The 23,338-nt window shown below is 41.0% G+C and carries 15 protein-coding genes; 2 read left to right on the top strand and 13 right to left on the bottom strand.

Going from position 1 to position 23,338, the window contains the following annotated elements:
• Nucleotides 1-5: 5 nt before the first annotated feature.
• The 6 genes from QTN47_RS22700 to QTN47_RS22675 form a co-directional block, all read right to left on the bottom strand.
• The gene (locus tag QTN47_RS22700) at nt 6-3,512 is read right to left on the bottom strand and encodes a hypothetical protein (protein ID WP_369331728.1); all 3,507 of its coding nucleotides are present in this window, start codon (nt 3,510-3,512) and stop codon (nt 6-8) included.
• Between the two features lie 2 nt (nt 3,513-3,514).
• The gene (locus tag QTN47_RS22695) at nt 3,515-4,741 is read right to left on the bottom strand and encodes a hypothetical protein (RefSeq protein ID WP_369331727.1); all 1,227 of its coding nucleotides are present in this window, start codon (nt 4,739-4,741) and stop codon (nt 3,515-3,517) included.
• 27 nt (nt 4,742-4,768) lie between these two features.
• Nucleotides 4,769-5,938: a hypothetical protein gene (locus QTN47_RS22690; protein WP_369331726.1), complete on the bottom strand. Its 1,170-nt coding sequence runs from the start codon at nt 5,936-5,938 to the stop codon at nt 4,769-4,771.
• A gap of 19 nt (nt 5,939-5,957) precedes the next feature.
• Nucleotides 5,958-6,797, bottom strand: a complete 840-nt coding sequence (locus QTN47_RS22685) for a hypothetical protein (RefSeq protein ID WP_369331725.1) — start codon at nt 6,795-6,797, stop codon at nt 5,958-5,960.
• A gap of 7 nt (nt 6,798-6,804) precedes the next feature.
• Nucleotides 6,805-7,701 (bottom strand): hypothetical protein, encoded by an 897-nt coding sequence (locus QTN47_RS22680; RefSeq protein WP_369331724.1) that lies wholly within the window; start codon nt 7,699-7,701, stop codon nt 6,805-6,807.
• Nucleotides 7,702-7,805: 104 nt separating this feature from the next.
• Nucleotides 7,806-9,287 (bottom strand): BAR domain-containing protein, encoded by a 1,482-nt coding sequence (locus tag QTN47_RS22675; protein ID WP_369331723.1) that lies wholly within the window; start codon nt 9,285-9,287, stop codon nt 7,806-7,808.
• A gap of 173 nt (nt 9,288-9,460) precedes the next feature.
• Between QTN47_RS22675 and QTN47_RS22670 the strand changes: the two genes are divergently transcribed.
• Nucleotides 9,461-10,348 (top strand): sugar phosphate isomerase/epimerase family protein, encoded by an 888-nt coding sequence (locus tag QTN47_RS22670; RefSeq protein WP_369331722.1) that lies wholly within the window; start codon nt 9,461-9,463, stop codon nt 10,346-10,348.
• A gap of 309 nt (nt 10,349-10,657) precedes the next feature.
• On the opposite strand, the gene QTN47_RS22665 is transcribed toward QTN47_RS22670, so the two are convergent.
• From QTN47_RS22665 to rlmD, 7 genes are all read right to left on the bottom strand, one after another.
• Nucleotides 10,658-14,179, bottom strand: a complete 3,522-nt coding sequence (locus QTN47_RS22665; RefSeq protein ID WP_369331721.1) for an SNF2-related protein — start codon at nt 14,177-14,179, stop codon at nt 10,658-10,660.
• Between the two features lie 381 nt (nt 14,180-14,560).
• Nucleotides 14,561-16,063 (bottom strand): cysteine--tRNA ligase, encoded by a 1,503-nt coding sequence (cysS, locus tag QTN47_RS22660; protein WP_369331720.1) that lies wholly within the window; start codon nt 16,061-16,063, stop codon nt 14,561-14,563.
• Nucleotides 16,064-16,194: 131 nt separating this feature from the next.
• Nucleotides 16,195-17,316, bottom strand: a complete 1,122-nt coding sequence (locus tag QTN47_RS22655) for an endonuclease/exonuclease/phosphatase family protein (protein WP_369331719.1) — start codon at nt 17,314-17,316, stop codon at nt 16,195-16,197.
• Between the two features lie 84 nt (nt 17,317-17,400).
• Nucleotides 17,401-18,513, bottom strand: coding sequence for an endonuclease/exonuclease/phosphatase family protein (locus QTN47_RS22650; protein WP_369331718.1), 1,113 nt, complete (start codon nt 18,511-18,513; stop codon nt 17,401-17,403).
• A 308-nt stretch (nt 18,514-18,821) separates the two neighbouring features.
• Nucleotides 18,822-19,760 carry a rhomboid family intramembrane serine protease gene (locus QTN47_RS22645; RefSeq protein ID WP_369331717.1) on the bottom strand — a complete coding sequence of 313 codons (939 nt, stop codon included), beginning with the start codon at nt 19,758-19,760 and terminating at the stop codon, nt 18,822-18,824.
• Nucleotides 19,761-19,806: 46 nt separating this feature from the next.
• Nucleotides 19,807-20,511, bottom strand: coding sequence for a rhomboid family intramembrane serine protease (locus QTN47_RS22640; RefSeq protein WP_369331716.1), 705 nt, complete (start codon nt 20,509-20,511; stop codon nt 19,807-19,809).
• A gap of 16 nt (nt 20,512-20,527) precedes the next feature.
• Nucleotides 20,528-21,952 (bottom strand): 23S rRNA (uracil(1939)-C(5))-methyltransferase RlmD, encoded by a 1,425-nt coding sequence (gene rlmD / locus QTN47_RS22635; protein ID WP_369331715.1) that lies wholly within the window; start codon nt 21,950-21,952, stop codon nt 20,528-20,530.
• A 715-nt stretch (nt 21,953-22,667) separates the two neighbouring features.
• On the opposite strand from rlmD, the gene QTN47_RS22630 reads away from it, so the two are divergent.
• Nucleotides 22,668-23,288: an RNA polymerase sigma factor gene (locus QTN47_RS22630; RefSeq protein ID WP_369331714.1), complete on the top strand. Its 621-nt coding sequence runs from the start codon at nt 22,668-22,670 to the stop codon at nt 23,286-23,288.
• The last annotated feature ends 50 nt before the right edge of the window (nt 23,289-23,338 follow it).

The raw sequence follows: 23,338 nt of genomic DNA, 5'->3' as shown, positions 1-23,338 counted from the left end.
AAGGGTTATTTTTTAAGGTTGTATTCTGTTGTACTAATAATATTTCTGTTTTCATCGCGAACAACACTCAGCCTCCCCCAGCTATCGTATTCATACAAAGTCATCCGGTTATTGCTGTCACATTCGCTTATTTTCAGACGTGTTACAGGATCGTAGCCTATAGTAGCCATTCTGGCATCCGCGGGCAGTAAACGCAATTCATCAATTACGGTGTTACCACTTATTGTAACAGAAGCGGCACCGGTAATCATGAACTGTAATAAGTTGTAGCCGCTTGCACTAAACAGCACAACGCCAGCCATGCCATTTACAGTTACATTGTTCGCCTTTGCCCAGACGGTAATTCTGTATGTTTGACTGGCTGTAAGCCCGGTTCTTGTTATTGTGCCGTTTGATCCTGAAAGATTGTAAACCATTTTTCCGGTAACAGCCTTATCATCGCTTACAGCACCTCCGGCATTATATTGCCAGCCATCGACATTAGCATTTTCAAAAGAAGTGTAAGACACCTGGTTAAAGGCGGCATTTGTAATACTTGCACATGGCAGCCAGTTATTGTAATCATATTTTATAGCGCTTACCGCAGTATTGTTATTGCTGTAGGTTTCTGTCAATATATTGTCTGAATAAATGTTTTTAGCAATAACATCGGCGGGTAATGAACTTGCAAACGAAGTTGAGCTAAACGGATCATAGGAATTTAAAACTGCCTCTGTGACCTGTATTGGATTGTCAATTCTATAACTTTTAACCGTTGCCGGTTTCAAGCAATTGATATCGTAATCTGTAACTACAATACCGGTTACATTATACATTGTTGCGGACGCAGATGTTTTATACCAGGCAATGGTTGCACAAGGAGTAGCAACCATATTATTATCCTTCATCTTTTTCAGCACCGTATTATTCGCATATGTGTCCCAATAATCTATTGCATAAAAAGTATTGTATCCGGATAATTTATCATCACTTTCCGTTGAACAACTCTGTTTAACAGAATTATTTCTACTATTGTAGACATAGCTTTTCGAAGTAGTTGTTTTTGTTGTATTTGCCGTATTAGCAGTTTCTTCTGTTTCTTTACTGACTGAAGACCATCCCTGGGAGTAGTTGTAAAAGTCTGAAACAATCCATGAATCACTAATAGCTCCTCCAGCAACATAAGGAGTTTGGGTATATGGTCCTGAATAATAGTTTCTTGGTCCATACTTAGCTGATTTGAAGTTGTCGTCCAGTGTTATTTTTGAATAACTATATTCCAGCGCTTTAGAATACACAACCTTACTATCCCTATTGTAATACTGCACCTGAATAAGATTACCATATTTTCCCGGATCTGTTCTTTGTTTTGCCGAATAAGGAAAATAGCTTGGTTGTATTACATTTTGATTTGCCGTAGTACTGAATTGATAAAGCTTACTTGGATACATAGTATTGTTGATCAAATCAAATTCTATAGTTATTCCTAATGTTGACGGCAACGGATTAGTATTCAATTGCGCCTGGTTCATTTTATTGGTAATTGTATAAATACTTAGCTGGCTGCCAAAAAGATCATCCAATACTGAACCCGCAATATTGACAATAAAAGAAGAGAAAGGACCAAGGTACGGCCCGATAAACGCCGCGAGTGCTGTTGTTACAATACCCTGCACGGCTTTCAATTCCGGCGTGGGAGCAGAATAAAACAGATACTGTCCAACCTTATTTTTAGAGTCCTTAAAATATGTTATAGTCATTTGCTGCCCTAAATAGCCTGTGGCACCTGGACTTTCACCTACAAATGCATTCTGATATACAGAATTTGCATAAGAACAATTATTTGTTACAACCGGACTAAGATTGAGGCAATAACGAAATGCTTTTGTGTAAGCTGAGCCATTAATTAAGTCGGAAATTGTATACTTATCTACTAACACCAGGTTTTCATTAAGCTTTGTAGAGCTTGTTGCTTTATACTCAAAAGTGATCGTTCCGGATAAAGGCGTCTTGATGCGTTTTAACAACCCGAGCACCGCAAAATCCTGGTCAGGATTTATGTTTTCGTTCTGGGTATAAAGAGAGGCTGAATATCGTTTTGAGTTGTAAAGTCCTGAATGATCCCGGTAATTGTCTAACCTGGAGGGTACAGCAACCGAAGTATTTGCATTTTCCTTACCGGTAAAATAATCAAAAGAATATGTTAGTTCTTCTTTCTGGTCTCTGCCGTATACCGACAAAGACCTTAGTGCAAGTCTATACCGGTACGCATTTGTAGAAGATTGCAGACTCATATTATAGGTTGGATACAGATCATACGAGTTCAGAATGGCCTGACCTGGGGATAATATATCTTTTTGATAGAAGTACGCGGGGTCTGTTACCACCCTTTTTATCAGTTGCTCATTCTGATATACTTCGATCTTTGATAAATAGGCAGACCCCAGCAAATCCACTCGCGACGCGTTATTGTAGATGAACTGAATGTTGGCATTATCAGGAAAATTTATTTTTTTAATTACGTACTGGGTTGCATGCGCAGCCCCGGCAGTCTGAGTCATCTGCAATACGCTTTGGCTTCCGTTTCCGTTATCTTTCCATACCTGCGCCTCTGAAATATCGGTAATATATTTCCAATCTTCCTGGCTATACTCAAAGGATATGCTTCTATTTGTTACAGGCTCTGTTATTGAGGTCAGTATCCAACGATTGATAATGAATTTACCGGTCGGTCTTTGATAAAAGAAATAATAAGCCTGTTGCTGGGATTGATGCAGCTCCTCCACATCATATTTATCGAAAGTATACTTCCTTCCCGTTTCATCAGTAATCACAAATCCTTTAATCTTGGTGAGAATATTTTGATTGTAAAAAGTTCTGTCGTTGTCCGCTTCCCGCAAAATCTCGGTTCTGAATAATGCGCCGTCAAGAGATTTAACCTGGAAATTTTTGCCTATAACAAATTCTTTGACAAGCCCTCCGATATTTAAAATAAAGACATCCTGCTGAGTATCTTCACTTGGCTTGGGACCCATTTTGTAGTTGTTTTTCTCATCATTCCCAAATCGTGGTTGAAATGCTATTTGTTTAGGAAGATAGTTTATGTCATACTTCTTGTACAAAAATCCATTAGGATAAAATTTACTATAAAGCGTTGGATTCGTTTGCTCATAGATAAACTTCTCCGCATCTGCATCACTCAAATTTCTAACTATATCTTCAGGATTGTACTGATCGTCAGGTTCTCCGTGTTGAACACGAATAATTTCACCCCCGCAACTAAGACTCCATCCTAAACCTATGTTAGAGGCAATCTGGTTTACCTTAATGCCCTGGCCGGAGGAATAACTAATGGTTACATCGTGTGAGAGGCCACTTTTCGGATCGATATGACTAAAAACTGGAATGGTGTATTCGGCACTGCCAGTTTGAATATTTACCTGCGCCCATATAGAAGTGCATAAGCCAATGCAAATGAACAGGCTTATGGATTTAAGTAATACTTTCGAATCTTTTGTTTTTAAGTAATTCATATTTATTTTTTTTCGGGTTGCTTGCTTTCCGTGAGTTGTCGCAATTGTTCCTGGAGCTTTTTGATCGCGCTCTTTTGCTGACTAAATTTGGATTCCTGGGATTGTCGTGATCTATTGGATTCTTCTACCTTCAACTTCAGGTTATTGTTTTCATTCTGCAGTGTTTTTATTTGTTGAGATTGCTGCAAGAGATATAATGTTAGTTCTTCGGTTTTCTTCAACAACAACTTTTGCACCTCCCCTAAATCATGTCCGTCTTGCTCAATAGCTGATGCGGAAGGCATTTCAGGCAGGTGTTTATTATCCCTGATAAAAGACGAAACCGATTCTAATGAAGGAAGGTTATACGACGAATCGAACACATAATCAGGCCATCCTGTTTGCGTCACAATTACTTTTTGCGTGCGGATGTTACCGTTTACAGAAAGTTTTTCTGTTGGACTAATCGTTCCGATGCCGACGTTTCCATTTATTGGATGAATGGTCAAGCCATCGCGGCTCAACATATCACTGACGCTTGGCAGCCAGGAATTATTTTCTACCAGGCTAAGATGTGGCAGAGCGAAATACACTTCAATGTTCTTTCCGCCAAAACCCATGCTAAAGGCGTGACCGCCCAAGGCAGTAATGCGGGACATACCCATTATCTTATCAATACGATACCAGCCATCCGGCGCAGCATCCGTTTGCGTTTTTGATAATGTAAAACTTCCATAAGGCTGGTTTTGATAACCTGCGTCAACTCCAAAATTTACCCAATCTGCAGAAACAATTTTTATCCAGCCTTGCAAGCGAAAAAGATCTCCCTGGATGTTGCGCTCAAAAGGAAAAGTCATAAACGTATGCTCGCCAGTATTGGTTCCTGAGATCTTAAGGATATGGCCATCACCGAAACTTCCCCATCCATCGGCCAGGCCTCCTCTGCCAATTCTAGGCCCTTTGTTCCAGGTACCAAACCAATACGGTGATTGCTCAGTTGCATTTTCTGTAGATGCATTTGCACTTGCCGGACGGTATTGTAAATATGGGCCTTCAAAACCTTTGGTGAATGGATGCACAGCTGCCAGGTTAAGATTATTTGTGCATGTATAGCCTGAAGGAGAGCCGTTAGGTTCTGTCAGGTTCATGTAGCTGTTTCTTATGAGATTAGGGGTAACTGCCGGCTGTGAATGCAAAAGAGTTACCATTAATAAATTGAATATTATTAAAAGAATACCAGCTTTCATCATGTTGTATGTTTATTGGTTTAGGAAAAGTTATTTCGTAGTCTCCATCTGTTTTATTTTTGCTTCCATCAATGCATTTTGTTGAGAGAGCGCTTTTATTTTATCGTCCTGTTTTATCACGTACAATGTCAACTCCTCAACCTTTTTTAATAGCAACTTTTGCACTTCACCCAAATCATGACCCTCCTTCTCAACGACTGAAACAGAAGGCATTTCGGGCAGATGTTTATTGTCCCTAATAAAAGATGAAACAGCATCTAAAGAAGGAAGGTTATAAGATGAATCGAATACATAGTCAGGCCAGTCAGATGCAGCCTGAGACACGCGGACTTTCTTTGCCAGAACTGTTCCATTGACCGAAAGTTTCTCGGTGGGCTTAATAGAGCCGATGCCAACATTTCCATTATCCATTAATGTAAAGCGATTGGTACACATTCCACCTGGGGCGCAACTTATATTATCGTAAGCCCAGAACTGCAGGCTGTTGCCATATATACCAGACATGTTATAGATCTTCCATTCACTTGCAGATCCAGCAGCTGTCTTCGCGGGATTCTTAAGACTCAGCGTTCCTCCTATATCCACGCCTGTAACATCACTCGTAATTACACCTTTAACAGTTGTTGTACCGTTCAAGGCGCTTGGTCCTGTTACATATAAGTTGTTGCCCAACGTAGCACCATTTGTATTGACGTAACTATCTACAGCAGTTTTGTAGGAGTATGTTGGACCGTTTGTTTCCTGGTATGGCAATAGATTTTGTACGCCGTCAAACACAACAGGACTTATGTTTGCGTTACCCTTGTAGTAGTAAGTATTTGTCCCTCCGCGTAACCAAATAATGATTTTTGCATCACCGTTTGCTGAAGTAACATCTTTCCAGCCTGCTATAAAATTGTTTATGGCAACAGCGCCTATATTGTTTCGAATATCTGCGTCAACAAAATTGGCACCCTGACCCCAGTTATTTGTGTGATAGCGGAATTTTGAGATCAGGCTTCCTCTCCAGCTTCCATCCCTGTGAACGTCTGAACGTCCGATCTCTACTTCTGTTGCTATATTTGTCCAAAAGTTGCCATCACTAAATGTTACAGGATAAAATTTATCCAAGTCCCCTTTTACGATAAAGCTTCCGGATTGTTGAGCTCGCAGCATTAAGCTTGCTAAAATGAACAAGCTTGTAGTAATTATCTTTCTCATGGCTATTTTTAGGGTTTATCTATTTTTTATCTAAGGCTACTTCAAGAATTTCAATACGCTTCTTTGCATCTTCATTCTCTTGTTTGAGTTGTAGTATGTACAGCGTCATTTCCTCCACTTTCTTCAATAATAGCGTTTGCACTTCACCTAGATCATGCCCAGCTCTCTCAATAGCAGATGCAGAGGGCATTTCTGGAAGGCGTTTATTTTCTTTTATGTAAGAAGAAATGGATTCTAAGGAAGGTAAGTTGTAAGATGAGTCGAAGACGTAATCTGCCCAATCTGTTTGTGTAACAATTACTTTTTTACAACGGATATTGCCATTGACGGAAAGTTTTTCGGAAGGAGTGGTTGTTCCGATGCCGACATTGCCAGCAAAATTATTCTTATATGGAACGGTTACTGTATTATTTCCTCGCAAAGCTTCATCCGCTGTGGACCATGATTGAAACCAATGTGATGTTTCTTGTATCCCTTGCGCATATGCCCGAATAGTAAACCGCTGAAAATATTGCTTATCATTTATGAAAATAATAACCTTTCCTTCTTCATTACTAAGCATTATCTCTGGCGTATAACTTCCCTGGGAAGATGCTGAACAGTTGATGAATGTGCCATCAAATATGTACCACACCAATGTAATGCTTATCGTTTGTCCAGTTCCATAATTGTAACCTTCTAATGTAATGGTTGGCATTTGTGTATAATTAAGAAAAGGCAGATTTGTTTTAATCTTCACTCCATTTACAGGCGTTCCATTAAAATTATAGTTCAATACTGCGGGATAATTTTGTGCACATACGCAACAATTAAATGCAATAATGCAGGTTGCGATAAAAATGGCAATTTTGTTTCGCATTGGATACTTATTGTTTTACGTAGTTTTTTATAATAGAGTTTTGATGTCTCATTTGTTCAATTTGCTTTCTTTGTTTTTGGCTTTCATTTTTTATATTTTCATTCTCCTTTTTTAATTCAATCACATACAATGTCAATTCTTCTACCTTTTTCAACAATAGCTTTTGCACTTCACCCAAGTCATGCCCATCTCTCTCAATAGCTAATGCAGAAGGCACTTCCGGCAAATGTTTGTTTTCCTTGATAAAAATTGAAATGGATTCTAGTGAGGGTAATTGGTAGTTTGAATCAAATACATAGTCCGGCCAATTACTGTAATTCTTTATCACTGCTTTGGTAAAGATTGCAGGACCATTGACGGCAAGCTTGTAGTCTTTCGGATCGACAGTACCGATCCCAAAATTTCCGCTTGTCGTAATGGTCAAATGTTGTCGCCAGGGATCATTATTGTTTCGATACCATAAATTCAAACCATCCCCTTCATATGATGGTCTCTTGCTCCATTGCCATGTTTTGTTATTTGATTTTAATTCCAGGTGAGCATAGCTATCATAAGTATTCTCAATAGTTGCCACTGTTCCGCCCACAGCATTTTTTTGGATATGGAGATCAGATGCCGGTGATTTACAACCAATGCCTACAGAACCGTTCATAAAAACAGCATTTCCGTTAGCAGCAATGCCTCCTGATCCGATCTTTATTGCATATGCTACGCCGACATCAGGATCCTGGTAAATAGTGCTGCTAAAATGACTTTCACTATAAGCATTTATTGCACCTCTTACATCCAGCTTTACTTCAGGCGTCGATGTACCTATCCCTACATTTCCGTTAGAAGGGAAAACATTTTGTGCATTACTCTGAATAGTGCCTGCCAACATTAGTATTATAAGTATCCTGTTCATTTGGTATTGTTATTTTCTTGTTTATTATTCTTTTAAAAATTAGAATCTGGAGACTGGTGGTTACCGTATTAATCCCAAAATCCCTGAATCCCTCAAATCGCGATCTAAAAATTCCATCCCACTCTAAACTTCAGGGCTTGCGCCTTCGGCAACTGTTGCCCCGCCAAAAAATCATACAGCAATTGCATTTTGCCTTCTTTCTTTTTACCGATCTTATATTTTTTGGTTATGCCGGCAAGCGCACTGTGTTGCCATAGATTGATATTTTGTGCAATGGGAGAAGGAAGACTTCTGAGCGATGTGAATGATTGCATATAGTTATATTCAAAACCGCCCGAGATCCAAATGCTACCTTTGGCTTTAATATCCATATAGCTTCTCAGGCTCACGCCTTCATTGCTTAACGCCAGCTTGTCCCATCCTTTGCCTAATCCTAACTTGTAGCCGGCACCAATACCCATAACGGCCTTGTCACTAAGCTTGTAGCCAAGATTTACTGACAAGTCTGCTATTGTTGGCAAATAATTGACCGCGCCGGTAGTTTGGATCGTGAGCCCATATTCTATTCTTTGAAAAATGCTTTTTGTTCTTTGATTATTGGGCTTAAAATCAGGCATCGTCATCTCGCTGCTGCCACCACCAATTTGGTTAAGTTTATTTTTGAGTTCGTCCGTTTGCGCTTGCGCCTGTTGTACTTGTTGCTGCATAAAGGCTTCTCCGCTACTGCTACCTGAAGAAGCCGGTGTTGCGGGCAAACCTAACCGCTGGCTGATCATACCTTCGATCTGCGCTCTTGTCTGTAGCCCCTCTAATGCCTGTGGTGTGCCGTAAGTACCGGGTGTACCAAAGAGCTGTGCCAGGTAACTGTTTTGTTGCATAAACTGTTTGAAGGCAGGAACTTCGCTTATCATGGAGATTGCCTTTGCTTCAAGCTTTTTTCTGTCATTCAGCAGGCTTTTGTATTCCACCAGTTGTTGCTGATAATACACTACCTGCTTGTTTATGCTCATTAATTCTTTGTGTAAGCCATATTGAGTGAGCTGTTCTTTTAATTCCTGCTCGCGGCGGCGAACGAATGCCTGTATTTCGTTGGCTTGTTGGAGTTTGCCTTGAAGTTCGTGTAGTTGGTTGCTGATCTGTTTTACCTGATTCAGTTTGTCCAACGGAAGTTTGTTGCCACCCTGTTCTAAAAACCGCATCGCTGTTTGTAGACTATCCAAACCGAGAATATATTCCCTCAAAGGATTTCGAGCCGCTTTATCCAGTGGCGCTTTTAGTTTGCTTTGTAATTGCTGATATATTTGTCCCGCATTTGAAAATAATGAAGCTGCTTTTGTGCTGTCTTTTGACTGAAGTTTCTTACGTAACCGCTCTTCTTTAAGCTGCATGCGTGTCAGCAGCTTTTCGACTTGATTATCAACAGAAGCAGTAAGCCGGGTGTATTTTTTATCAATGGATTTAAGCGTCTTGTTGCTGATCTCAGTAACGCGATCAGTAGTTACAGTTGTATTTTGTTGTGCACATACAGATAGAAATGAGAGGAGGATGATTAAGGATAATCCGTTTTTTTTAACGCAAGCAGGCATATTTAAGGGCGGTGCTTCGTTTTTACAGGCAAGCAGGGTCAAGAGATGTCAAATGTATGTAAATTTATATTTGTTTAAAAAAAATAAATAGAAAATCAACGATTCCATCTTGCATCCTGTATTTGCCCACAAACAAAACATATCTTATTTTAGGTTAACCTCATTCCGGTAACATGAAATCATTCTTCTGCTCAGTCTTTTTCTTACAGTTAATATTTGCAATTAGCAGCTATGGGCAGAAGAAATATCAGCCACCATTTTTTGTTTTCAACAATGGATTAAGAGATAATATGTATAACACGGCTGAGAAACAGGTGGACCTTTTACATTCCTTAGGATATGACGGCATGGAAAAAGAAGGCTTTGATGGCCTTGATACACTATTGCAAGAACTTGACAAGCAGCAAAAGAAGTTGTTCTGCATTTACGTGAATGTAAATCTTGATCCGGGTAAGCCGTATTATGATGCGAGGCTTGCAGAAACGCTAAAAAAGTTGAAGGGTAGAGGAACGATGCTCTGGATAAACATTACAAGTAGTGAAGGTATTTATCCACCATCGTCTCACGCGGGCGATACAGCAGCCGTTCGCATCATCAGAGATGTCGCGGACCTTGCCAATACGCAGGGAATACGAATTATATTATACCCGCACACATGGCTTTGGCTGGAAAGATTTGATCATGGATTGCAATTGGTAGAAATGATCAACAGGCAAAATGTTGGCATTACCTTTAATCTTCCTCATTACCTGGCGCAGGCCAGGATTGGAGAGGAACAACAAATTGCAGGACTGCTAAAAAAGGCCGGAAAAAAATTGTTTGCTGTAAGCATTTGCGGCGCCACAATAACAGAAAAAAAGGATCGCGCGAACATTTGGGACAGCCTGATCCAACCGCTTGGGCAGGGCAATTTCGATAACGCTACTATTTTGAAAACGCTAAAGCAAATAAAGTTTGATGGACCTGTCGGACTACAATGCTATAACATAAAGGGTGATAAAAAAGCTATACTAAAGCAGTCTATGGATGCATGGAATGTCCTCATCAAAAAAATTAACTAGTGCTTACAACGAATCAATATCATTTAAAACAAGCACCTGTATACATAACGCCATGCTTTATGAATTGGAATTGGTTCCGAAAGAGCCGCTTGTTTATAGAAAAACAGATACCCATTTGCACATAACTCCAAAAGAGCTACCTGTGAAAATTTACAGGCAACCCCGCCGAAGTCTTTAGAATCAAATTATCTGAAATTCTATAAATACGAAGCTCCCGCCGGAGCTCCTTATTTCAAGAACATTGATAAAGGAATTAACATTTGCATTCAGCCAATCATACCTGACTCTTGCAAAAGTCATCTGCTACTTTTACCCCATCTTAAACAGGTCTTTCAGCTCTTTGTTACTAAGGTTACCGATCCAGTTTTCGCCGGTTGCTACAGTCATTTGAGCCAATGCTTTTTTGGCCTGGATCATCTCGTTAATGCGTTCTTCAAAAGTGTTTTTTGTGATGAAACGATGGACCATTACATTACTCTTTTGCCCGATGCGATAAGCCCGGTCCGTTGCCTGTGCTTCAACCGCAGGATTCCACCACAGGTCATAATGAATTACATGGTTGGCTGCAGTAAGATTAAGACCTGTACCGGCAGCCTTAAGTGAAAGAATAAAGATCTTATCAGCATGATTGGTTTGAAAGGCATCTACCATTTCTTTGCGTTGCTTGAGTGAGCATCCACCATGATAAAACAAAGGCTGTTCTTTATATCGCGCTGTAATAAAATGCTGAAGTAATTTACCCATCTCGGCAAATTGAGTGAAAACCAGTACCTTCTCGTTATTTTCAACAATACTGTCCAGCTTTTCAAACAGCAGATCTAATTTTCCGCTTAGGGAGGCATCCAGCACATTATTTTTTAAGAATTGAGAAGGATGATTGCATATTTGCTTTAACGCAAGTATCATTTGTAATACTAACCCCTGCCGAACAAATAAACCTCGACTGCTTGATGCATCAATAGCCTCTATAGCATCCATGGCTTCCTTTAACGTTTGTTCGTAAAGACTTGCCTGATCTTTTACCAATATAGAAAAGCAATCCATTTCCAGCTTATCAGGCAGGTCATTAATGATGGACTTGTCAGTCTTGAGCCGTCGCATTAAAAAAGGTGCGGTTACTTTTTTCAATTTTTCAGCAGCGTTGGCATCATTATACGTTTCTATGGGAGCGCCAAAAGTTTCATTGAACTCTTTATTGGTGCCGAGAAAGCCCCGGTTGCTGTAATCCATAATACTCCACAACTCACTTAATCTGTTTTCAACAGGCGTGCCACTCATGGCAATAAAATTGCTGGCGCCGATGCTTTTAATAGCTTTTGCCTGGGCTGTCTCGTTATTCTTAATGTGCTGCGCTTCATCTATCACCAGGGAGTGCCATGGCAGTTTCTTAAGCCTGGAAGCATCAGTTCTTGCTATTCCATAAGAGGTAAGCAATACATCAAAGTCTTTTGCCATTTTCCTGTTCGTGCCATGGAACAAATGCGGCTTTAATGAAGGTGCGAATTTCTCAATCTCTGTCTGCCAATTAGAAAGTAGTCCTGTTGGCGCTATAACCAATGCTTTTTTATTTTTCAACAATCCTTCTTCCTTATATTTCAGCAGAGTGGTGATCACCTGAAGTGTTTTACCCAAACCCATGTCATCAGCTATTACTGAACCAAAGCCAATCTGCGCATTCCGGTACATCCACGAAAAGCCGCGTTGCTGGTAAGGACGAAGTTGTGCATTGATTCCTTTGGGCAAAGGAATTTCTTTAAAATCCGATAGCTCTTTTATCAGATTTTTCACTTCCTCTGTAAGACTTATTTTCGCCCCAAAAAACTCACCGCTTAGTGCCGCACGCAGTAATTGAAAAGGCGTCAATTCTTTTTCACTGCTGAAATAACGGTGTAACTTTTCCAGCTCGTCCTTATTTACATAGATATAGCTGCTCTTATATTTGATCAGCCCATCAGATTTCTTTAGTAGCTTCTTAAACTCTTCTTCCCCCATCACTGTATCACCAATCGCCACCTGCCAGTCAAAATCAAGTAATTGATCAATACGCAGAAAAGATTTTCCTGTTTTCTTTTTCAGTTTTAAGCTTGTCTTTGGTTTAAGTATTTCTCTTAATGATTTCGGCAACAGAATGTCGATATCCAACAACTGTATAGCAGGTATCATCTGAAAAAGAAAAGGCGTAAAAGTGCTGTTCTCCATTATTATCAGCTCTTCACCCTTAGTATTGATATAGGCATCCAGGCCATTAATAAAGCCACTTAGTTGTGTAAGAGAACGCAGTATTTCAAAACGTTGTTTATCAAATTTCTTTTGCGTAAGTACATCCCGCAATGCGGACGGGCTATCCAGGGGTGTTGCTTTTTCGCCAATGTTAATACTTACAAGAAAACGGTCATTTGTAGTTTCTTCTACCACAATCTGTGGCTTATAATTGCCTTGAGCCAGGTAATATTTTTGCAGCCATGCCTGTATTCCACCACACAAAGCTTCTTCTCCGGGACCTTTAAAACGGTGTGTGCGTTTTCTGAAAAACAAGTCGGGGAATAGCTCATTTGCATTCTTTTCTTCCAGCATGGCGATCATTTCCGTGAGAAAAACAGACAATAGGTTCATCGCCGTGTTTTTGTTTATCTCCTTTTGTTTGTCTTTTTCCTGCCAGAAAAAAATATCCGGTGGCAAAACTTCCTGCAATTTATCTGTTAGAGTCCTCACGTCTTTGCTGAGCATAGCCGGTAACCAGCGGATGGCGTAGCTTTTATCTGCCTGCTGGACTATTTGCGGTACCACGGCCCCTTTGGCCAACAGGTGCAGCGCAAAATAAAATACAGTGTGAAGCGATGCTGTGGATGGCTGATAATCCAGCGTTTTGGCGGCAGGTATTTGCACAAGCTGCGCAATAAATTGCGGGAATGAAAAAGCCCTGTCATTAACAAATACTTGCGACCGGTACTTTTCATCTATCGTTATCCTGTTATGGCTATGAGTGCCGATGTACTGTTCGTCTTTCTCAGCACGTTTCAGCACCGCCTGCAAGCTTATCCTTCCCTGTAAGATCTTCTGCGTATTTTTTACTGTACGGCTTAACGCAGCTGTATATTTTTCTTTAAAATTACCGCTACCAGTGTAAAAGGCCGGAAAGTCTGCAAGCAAAGCTGTTAGTGGCTCATGTAAGAACGGCAGCATTGTATAAGACAATTTTTGGTAAGCGTTTTCCGGATTGTAGTCAGGCTTTTTTGCTTTCTTTCTGCCCGGTTTATGAGGCTTATCAAAATACAAATCTGTAATATTCGGAATATCCGTAGTTTCTTTTGTTACAAAAAAACCACGCTTGTTCATCTCTGCAATCAGATCTACGTTATGCAGACTGAATACGAGAAACGGATTATTGTCGATCTCTGCACACACTTTATAGATAACGGCGGCAAGGTGTTTACAAGGCACGGCCCAATCCGGGCAATTGCATTGCATCTTAAAATCGGTCCATTGTTTAGGAAAAACTTTAAGCCCCATTCTTTCCGCTATGGCAAGTACTTCCGGGTCAAGTTCACGGTTCAACATTTTTGAAATGATCACAGGGCGTTCCGCCAGGGCTTCAATAAAAGCACTCAGCTCAGGATCAAAAAATGGGGGCAGGATAATATCAACATTATAGGGTTTCGGCTGGCTACCGGCCACCTTTGCGTTGATGCGGTTTTCTTTGATATCAATCTTTGTTACCGCGCCTTTGCGGGCATAGCTTGCGCCTCGCGGTAAACGATTTTCATAGTCAATGTTATTCAAAGAATTAAGCCATTGCTCCCCCCACCATGTTTTTCCAAATGACTGAGCCATTGTTTATTGATTGATGAATGGCAAATATAAAAATATCCGTAGCCGCGAGAATGATATTTGACGGCGGGAATTCCACATTTGTGAGTAAATAGGATCCGGCTTGCGTTAGAATTCCAATCATCGTCTCTTTTTATTAAGATCGTCAAAAAAATCTGACATCTCCGCTTATTTCAGGCTTTTTCTATGAAATAAAAAAGCTTCACCGAGACAAAGAACTGCAGCGTTTTTGATGTAGTCAGATTGCGTTGGCCTGCCAACCACATTCGTGTTGGCAGGCAATCAGATATCCCAGCTCATCATACCAACAAGGGCATGCACCGCAAAAGAAAAAACGGATGGAGATCTACCCCATCCGCTTTACATTTCAATGTATTTAAAACTCTAATTAATCACGTAACTCATACTTCCATCTTTCTCATCTTTCAACTGAATGCCCAGCGTAGCGAGTTCATTTCTTATTTTATCACTTGTAACATAATCCTTTTTCGCCTTGGCTTCCCTGCGGATGTTTACCAATAACTGCATAACGCCGTCTAACTTGCTATTATCGGCTGCAGAAACATTTTTCAAACCAAATACATCTTCGACGTATGATTTCATTTGCTCACGCACGCGTTCCAATGTAGAAGAGCTCAATGCATCTGGGCTGATGTGTTTGTCTTTAATACCATTGATGATCGGCACTAACTCAAACATGTTCGCAAGTGCTTTCGCCGTATTAAAATCATCATTCATAAATTCATCAAACTCATTCACCAGCTTCAACGCTTTTGCATCCAGTTCAGCGTCGCTCGCTACATCACTTCCAGCCTCTATTTTTGACAAATTCTCATACGCTTCCATCAGGCGCTTCAATCCTTTTTCAGCAGCCTTCAACGCATCATTGCTAAAATCCAGCGTGGAGCGGTAATGCGTTTGTAAGATGAAGAACCTGATCACCATGGGATGATAAGCCTGCTCCAATGCAGGATGATCACCCGTAAACAGCTCACTTAGCTTAATTACATTGTTATAGCTTTTTCCCATCTTCTTACCGTTGATGGTGATCATATTGTTATGCAACCAGTATCTGGCGGGCGTTTTGTGATTGCAAACGGTACTCTGCGCAATCTCGCATTCGTGATGCGGGAACTGAAGATCCATACCGCCTCCATGAATATCAAATTCATCACCAAGATATTTGTTACTCATCGCGGAGCACTCAATATGCCAGCCGGGAAATCCTTCACCCCAGGGGCTCTGCCAGCGCATGATATGTTCTGCGGGGGCATTCTTCCAAAGAGCAAAATCAGCCTTATTTCTTTTTTCGTCCTGGTTGTCCAGCTCGCGGGTTGTTTCCAGCATATCGTCCAGCACACGGCCACTCAGCATTCCGTAAGGCTTCCCTTGTTTGGAAAAATCGGTATTGTATTTTTCTACATCAAAGTATACTGATCCGTTTGCTTCGTATGCGTAACCGTCTGCAATAATCTTCTTGATCATTTCTATCTGCTCCACAATATGGCCGGTCGCAGTTGGTTCAATGCTTGGAGGCAGGTTATTGAATTGTTGCATGGCCCAATGAAAAAGGTTAGTGTATTTCTGCACCAGTTCCATCGGTTCCAGTTTTTCCAACACTGCTTTTTTGCTGATCTTGTCTTCAGCTTCTCGTCCTTCTTCTTCAAAATGGCCGGCATCGGTAATGTTTCTTACATATCTTACTTTATAGCCGAGGCGAAGAAGATACCTGTAAACGATATCGAATGTAATAAATGGACGGGCGTGGCCAAGATGGCTCTCGCCGCTAACAGTCGGGCCGCACACATACATGCCAGTATGTCCGGGCGTTATAGGTGTAAATACTTCTTTTTGACGGGTTAATGAATTATGAACTTTAAGCGACATATTTCTGATTGAATCTTTGTTGAAGGTTAATGATAGTTGCGGATTGGCCGGTTACCGGCTCTTTCAGGTATTTAGCTGCTTAGCAGCAACAACAGTATAAGTGATAAAACCTCATGGGGAGCGAAGATATTCTATTTTTTCAAACTTAGATCGGATACAAGCATCAGATGGTCGCTTAAATCTTCATCTACCATGTCGAACTGCTCCACAACAAAGTGATTATCGGGCAAAATGTAGTCAATCCGCAGGGTTGGCGCAATCGCATTAAAAGTTCTTCCAATACCAAATCCTTTTTTCAGAAAAACATCCTGCCAGTCGCCACGAATGTGAAAATAAGCGTAGGAGTTCGGAACATCGTTAAAATCGCCGCAAATAAATGAAGCGTATGGGCTGGCATCCAATTGTTTTCTTACCGTTTCGGCTTGTACGCCCCTGCGTGAAAATGCCAGCTTCATTTTTTTGAAAAGCCCTTTGGAAGCCTCGAGCATTTCATTGTCCTGCTCCCGTATTTTTTGCATTCCCTGGTAGTCATTTTGGGTAAACTTGAAGGATTGAAGATGCGTGGTAAAAACCCTTATCGTGTCCTCACCTTTAACTACATCTACAAAAATCAGGCTTTCGATGGAAGATGAGGGATATTTGGTTCTTCCTTTTTTAACAATGGGGAATTTTGAAAAGATAACCGAACCGTATTGATAAAAACCGTTGTCCTTATCGTAATCTTTCGAGAAAAAGTAATAAGGATATTTATCCGTGAACAACGAAATATTGTCAGCCTGAGGTCCCTGCTTCAACGAGTGATTAAATTCCTGGAGGCAAATAACATCGGGGCTTAATTTTTCTATTGCCTCGGCTATCTCTGTGCGGTTGTGTTTGCGCTGATCATTGTTTTTGCTGAGGCCGTACATACTACCCACGTTCCAGTCCACAATACGTATACTTTCTTTTTTTTTAGCCTGTGTAAACCCAGCTTTCAGGTGCTGTGCAAAAAGCACATTTATTTGTTTGTAGCCAACTATCAGTGTAAAAAAAGAAAGAAGCGCCCATCGTGGTTTGGCAATCAGCCAGAAAATAATGGCGAAGATGTGTAATGTAATAAGATACGGAACTGCCAATCCCAAAAAACCAACGATCCACCATGTTGCGGGATTAAGGAAAGGAGCAAAACACGCGGTTACAAAAGCAATACTCAACAGAATATTGGCTACAATAAAAATTATTTTGGTAAAACTTCTAAAGTAGCTGCCGGCCATGTGGTAAATATAAAAAAATGCGGTTTAATTGGCGACGTTATATACAAAAGTTTTCATTACCATTATATGCGCAGACACAATTGCTTATTTCCAGGAAAGATCTGTTAATACAGGAAAATGGTCTGATGAATACACCCGCTTCACTACGCTCTGCTGTACGCTAAACGCCGGATCAGCAAGGCATACATCAATCCGCAATGATGGCGCCAGGTTATAGTAAGTCTTACCCAGGCCCAAACCTTTTTTTAGCCATGCATCCTGCATTTTTCCTCTCAGGTAATGGTATGTATATGATGCCGGCGTATTATTCAGATCTCCGCAATAAACTACAGGGTAAGGACTACTATCTATGCTTCTACGAATTGTTTTCACCTGTTGTTCGTGCAACAATTCGCGTTGCTGGATTTTTCCGATAATAGACCGTTTGTGCTCTATTGTTTCCTGGTATGTTTTGTTGTCGATATAGGTTTGCTCACTATAAAGCTGGTACGACGCCAGGTGTGCAGTAAAAATGCGCATTCTGCGATTGTTCAACATCAGATCTGCATAAGCCATTTTTTCTGTATACCCGTTTTCATTCACAATGGCCACGGTGCCACTATCCACCAACGGATGTTTTGAAAATATGGCTACACCATGCACAATCTTAACGCCGCTGTACGTGGTCGATATAAAATCCTTCGAACAATAGAAATATTTATAACCTGCAGAATCAAACCTGTCTTTCATATCTACCAACTTCTTATGGCCGAATACGGTTTTGTATTCCTGCAAGCAGGCAACATCAGGCTGCCATTCTTTAACATGGTCAGGCACCTGTATCCATCCCGGTTCGCTTTGCAACTTTTTTCCCGACAGATTATCAAATCCCTGAACATTCCAGGTCAGTATACGTAACGCCCCGGGCTGCTTGTTATTGCTCCATGAAGAAAAAGGATGAAAAGCAAATGTGGTTGAAATGTTTTTATAACCGGCAAAAGAAACAAGTATGAGAAAAATTGCCAACCTGCGATTGCGGAATAAAAAGTAAATGATCGCGGCAAACATAAAGCCGGCAGCGTAAGGAAACAACAATGCAAACAAACTGAATCTCGTCCAGGTAGAAGATGGAATGTACGCGGGCAACGAACACAGCACATAAACTATTGAAAGAAGTATGCAGACAATTGTGCCTGAAACACGTGAAAAAAATCTCATCAGGAATTCCGGGTTTGTTAACAAGAACCACGAAGATACGAAAGGCTAAAAGTTTTTTTGAAACCCGTCCGATCCGGCACGGGCGGGCACGAAGGCACCAAGGGCACAAAGCGGCAAAGGATTGTTAATTGAAAATTGACAGTGCCTGCCCGACTGAAGTCATTCAGGCGGGGATAATTGAAAGTGCTAACAACATCACTAACTCTCAACATCTCTTTTCTTTTTTTACATGTCCTACGGCCTTAATATCTTACATGTCTTACCATCTTACGGTCTTACGATCTTACTGTCTTACCATCTTACGTTCTTCACATCAAATCTCCCTCACTTGCCTTCTTCAAAAATTCTTTTTCTTCGTCGGTTAAAAAATGGTAGCCTTTTTGATTGATCTTGTCCAGTATCTCATCGATATGTTGCTGGGTGATATGAGGCTTTTTCTCAAAAGGCTTTTTGGTTGCTTTATAGAAGTGTTGTTGTTTTTTGCTTGCAGTTGAATGTTTTTTTTCCGGGTTGAAAAGATCTTCCGTCCAATAAAACAATTGTAACATCCATTCGCCCCAATCGCTGCCGCGCCTTAGCTGATATACAAACAAAAATCCCATGCCTGCACCAGCCAGGTGGGCCAGTGCATACCCCATGCTCGAACTCGCAACAGTTGCGTAATCAATTGCTATAAAAATAAGCGTAAGCACCCATAATGGTATACCACCGTTAAGCATCGGGAAAATGCGGTAAGTTGGAGCTAAAGCTGTTGTGGCCACTGCCACACCCATCACTGCAGCACCACCGCCTATTAACGCATAATTTTCACCGGCGTTTACTTTAAAAGCAGGAATCAGATTGGTTGCCGCAAGAAATATTGCACCACCTGCGAAACCTGCATAGAGATAAATAGGAATAAGTTTACTGTTACCCATCATATCCTGCAGAATAAATCCGAAGCCCCACAACCACAGTAATGTAACTATCAGATCCCATACGCTTACGTGGGAGAACATATAAGTTAAGATAGTCCAGGGCCTTGATCCGAACTTTTGAATGCCACCCGGTAAAGAAAACCATTCAACTATTTGTCGTTGAAAAGTAAGGGTTGCTTCCGCGTTAATGTCATAAGAGAAAAGATAAATGATCTTGATAAAGTTGAGTATAACGAAAATGACCGCATTGATGATAATAAGCCAGGTAAGGGCATTATTATTTTGTCCGAGTAATAAACGATTGCCCCTGTTTTGCTCCATAACACTCATAAAATCAGTTTTTCTAATTGATATATGTTAGAACGCATCATTTATACTAATAAAAATTATGCCTGTTCGTTTTGTTCCAGTAATATACCAAAATAATTCCAACCAGGCCACCTCCCAAATGCGCAAAATGAGCTACGTTATCGCCTGCAGAGTTTTTTATTCCCGAAAACAATTCTATCCCAGCGTAAATTATAACAAACCATTTAGCTTTAATGGGGAACAGAAAATATATCGAAATATACCTGTTAGGAAAAAGATAACCAAAAGCGGCGAGGCAGCCAAACACTGCGCCGGAAGCGCCCAACGTAGCACTGTTCAAATGCCTGACGAAAAGCGTGTAATAAACCTCCTTATCCATAGGTGACAACGAATTAAACTCCTTTATCAAACCCTGGTTTTCAAAATAAAGCACAATCATATGTGCCAGCGCAGCGCCTAATCCGCACACGACATAAAATGTCAGAAAACGTTTCGGCCCCCATAAGTTCTCCAGTACAGCCCCAAACATCCAGACAGCAAACATGTTCCAGAAAATGTGTCCCCAGCTTCCGTGCATAAACATGTACGTTACAAACTGCCATGGTTTAAATAATGAGCTCTGCCAGGTATGCAGCGCAAACAAGTCTTCCAACCTGGTATTACCACCCGCACCAAATGTCTGCTGCGCTAAGAATATTAACACATTAATGATAATAAGGTTCTTAATAATATAAGGTAAGATCTGAAAACCGCCGGGCCTGAATTCTGACATATCTTTTCGCTTTAACTTATTTCAATTTTAACTGAACTACGTTTTCAATGTGCAGGGTATGTGGAAACATGTCCACCGGTTGAATTTTCTCTACTGAATATTTTTCCCCCAGCAAAGAGAGGTCTCTCGCCTGTGTAGCAGGATTACAACTAACATACACAACGGTTGGAGCAGCAATGTCCAGCAGTTTGTTCACCAGTTTTTCGTGCATACCTGCACGGGGAGGGTCTGTAATAATTACATCCGGAGTGCCATTAATGTTGAAAAAATTATCATCACAAATAGCAATAACATCGCCTGCGTAGAATGAGGCATGCTGAATATCATTTAAAGCTGCATTTTCTTTTGCGTCTTTGATGGCTTCTTCAATTACTTCCACTCCAATTACTTTTTTAGCCTGTCCGCTCACGAAAATTCCAATGCTACCAGTACCGCAATATAAGTCATACACAGTTTGTGAACCGTTTAATTCTGCAAAGTCGCGTGTTACCTGGTACAACCGCTCGGCCTGTCGCGTATTTGTCTGAAAGAAAGATTTCGGACTTATTTTAAAACTGAAATCTTCCAGTTTTTCTATAATATGATCCTTGCCTTTATAAACAACAGGCTCCAGGTCAAAGATGCTATCGTTTCTTTTTGTATTGATTGTATACAATAAAGATGTAATACCAGGAACCCCGGCAAGCAGGTTATCTAAAAGCGCCTTACGGTTCTTTTCGTTCTCATAACCCAGCACAACATTCACCATCAATTCGCCGGTAGTTGCCATGCGAACCATAACATTACGCATGTAGCCATGGTGCTCCTTAATATTATAAAAAGGAAGATTATTCTTCCGGGCAAAGGCTGCCAGATTTTTACGGATCGTGTTCGTAGGTTCAGGTTGCAGATGACAGGTGTTGATCTCAACGATCTTGTCAAAATAGCCTTTGGCATGAAAACCGGCAAACCCCTGCGGCTCATCTCCTTCAAAAACGTTATTTGCCTTCATGGCCTTAAACTCCGCATCGGGAATATAGCGCTTTGTAGCAAAAGTGTATTCCATTTTATTGCGGTATAGCCTGGTTTCGTCGCAGCCGATGATGGGACTTATTTCCGGAAGCTCCAGTTTTCCAATGCGGGAAAGATTATCAACAACCTGTTGTTGTTTATACTGCAATTGCTGGGCATAGGGAAGCATTTGCCATTGGCATCCGCCGCAAACACCAAAATGCTCACAAAAAGGCTCAACTCTTTGCTGTGAATATTTCTTGAACTTCAATGGCCATCCTTCGGCCCAGTCCTTTTTATTTTTTCCCAGCTGGATGTCAACTACATCACCGGGAACAACGTTCTCAATAAAAACAACTTTTCCGTCCACGCGAGAGAGTGATTTGCCCTCCGCGGCATAGTGCTCAACAAGCACATCTTCTAAAATTACCGGTGTTTTTTTCTTTCTCACGGCGCAAAGGTAACGTAAACGAGCTAAAGCGAAAGTGGAACCACGGAGGCACGGGCGGCACGGCGAAACACTACGACTTTTGCCGCAAAGGCGCTAAGGCGGAAAGAAGCACGAAGGTTTGAACCACAGAGGCACGCGCGGCACGGCGAAACACCGCGTTTTCTGCCACTGCGCTAAGGCGAAAAGAAGCACGAAGGTTTGAACCACAGAGGCACGGGTGGCACAGCGAAACACTACGACTTTTGCCGCAAAGGCGCTAAGACGGAAAGAAGCACGAAGGTTCATTTAATTGACAATAGAAAGTTCCTGCCCGACAAATCATTCAGGCGGGGAAAATTGAAAATGACCCCATTAGAAAAGGCATTTGAACCACACGAAGGACACGAAGTGGCACAAAGAAATAAGAGGCCCTAATGCGCTTAAGGACCCAAAGCGCACTGTAACTCACAACCCTTCGCTTTATAAAACGTAGCACGTATAACCTACAACGTATAACCAGTTTTAGGCTTTGGGCTTTGAGCTTTGGGCTTGGGCTTTTAGCTTCCGCTTAACCGTTTTTCACCCCACCTCTCCACCCTTCCTTCAATTGTTTCTTGAATTTTATCATTTATAATCAGGCTTCTAAAACTTATGCAAAAAGTACTGGTAGTTTTTTTATTTTAGTAGTGGCTCCTTGATGTATTAGGAGAACCAGGCATATATCTTCAATTCTACCATGACGACTGCAGGCATTGATGATGAGAAATATCTAAACGTACAAGTGCTGCTTGATCAATTCAGATCTGGTGACTTTTCTGCATTTTCTCACCTGTACCAGGCTCATATAAAATCGTTACTGCACTACGGCAACAGGATCTTAGCCGATAAAGACATTGTAAAAGATGCGATTCACGACCTGTTTGTGGAGCTGTGGAACAGACGGCAATCGCTTCCCGAGATCCACAACATTGAATTTTATATGCTGAAGGCGCTCCGCTACAAATTATTCAAACTGCACAATCCGCTTGTTTCGGTTCATTTCCAGGAAAGCGAAACATCCACGGATAATGCTGATTTTACAATTGACAATTTGCTGGAAGAAAAAGAAAGCCGCCAAAATACCATTCGCATTATGCAGGATGCCATAAGTAGGTTGCCGTTGCGTCAGCGGGAAGTTATTTATTTCAGGTTCTTTAAAGGATATACCAACCAACAAGTGGCCGATCTGCTGAACATCAACTATCAATCTGTTTCCAACCTGCAGCAAAGAGCCATCGATTCTTTAAAAAGAACTATTCCCGGCTATAGTCTCGAGTTGCTTTCTGCACTCATTTTCGCTTCTCAAATTTATTTTTAAAAAGGTGAGTATAAAATCGTGGTGAGATACACTTAGGTATAGATAAGCAT

This window comes from Danxiaibacter flavus (genome assembly GCF_041060425.1).
Lineage (GTDB): Bacteria > Bacteroidota > Bacteroidia > Chitinophagales > Chitinophagaceae > Danxiaibacter > Danxiaibacter flavus.
This window is presented reverse-complemented; position numbering and strand designations above follow the sequence as displayed.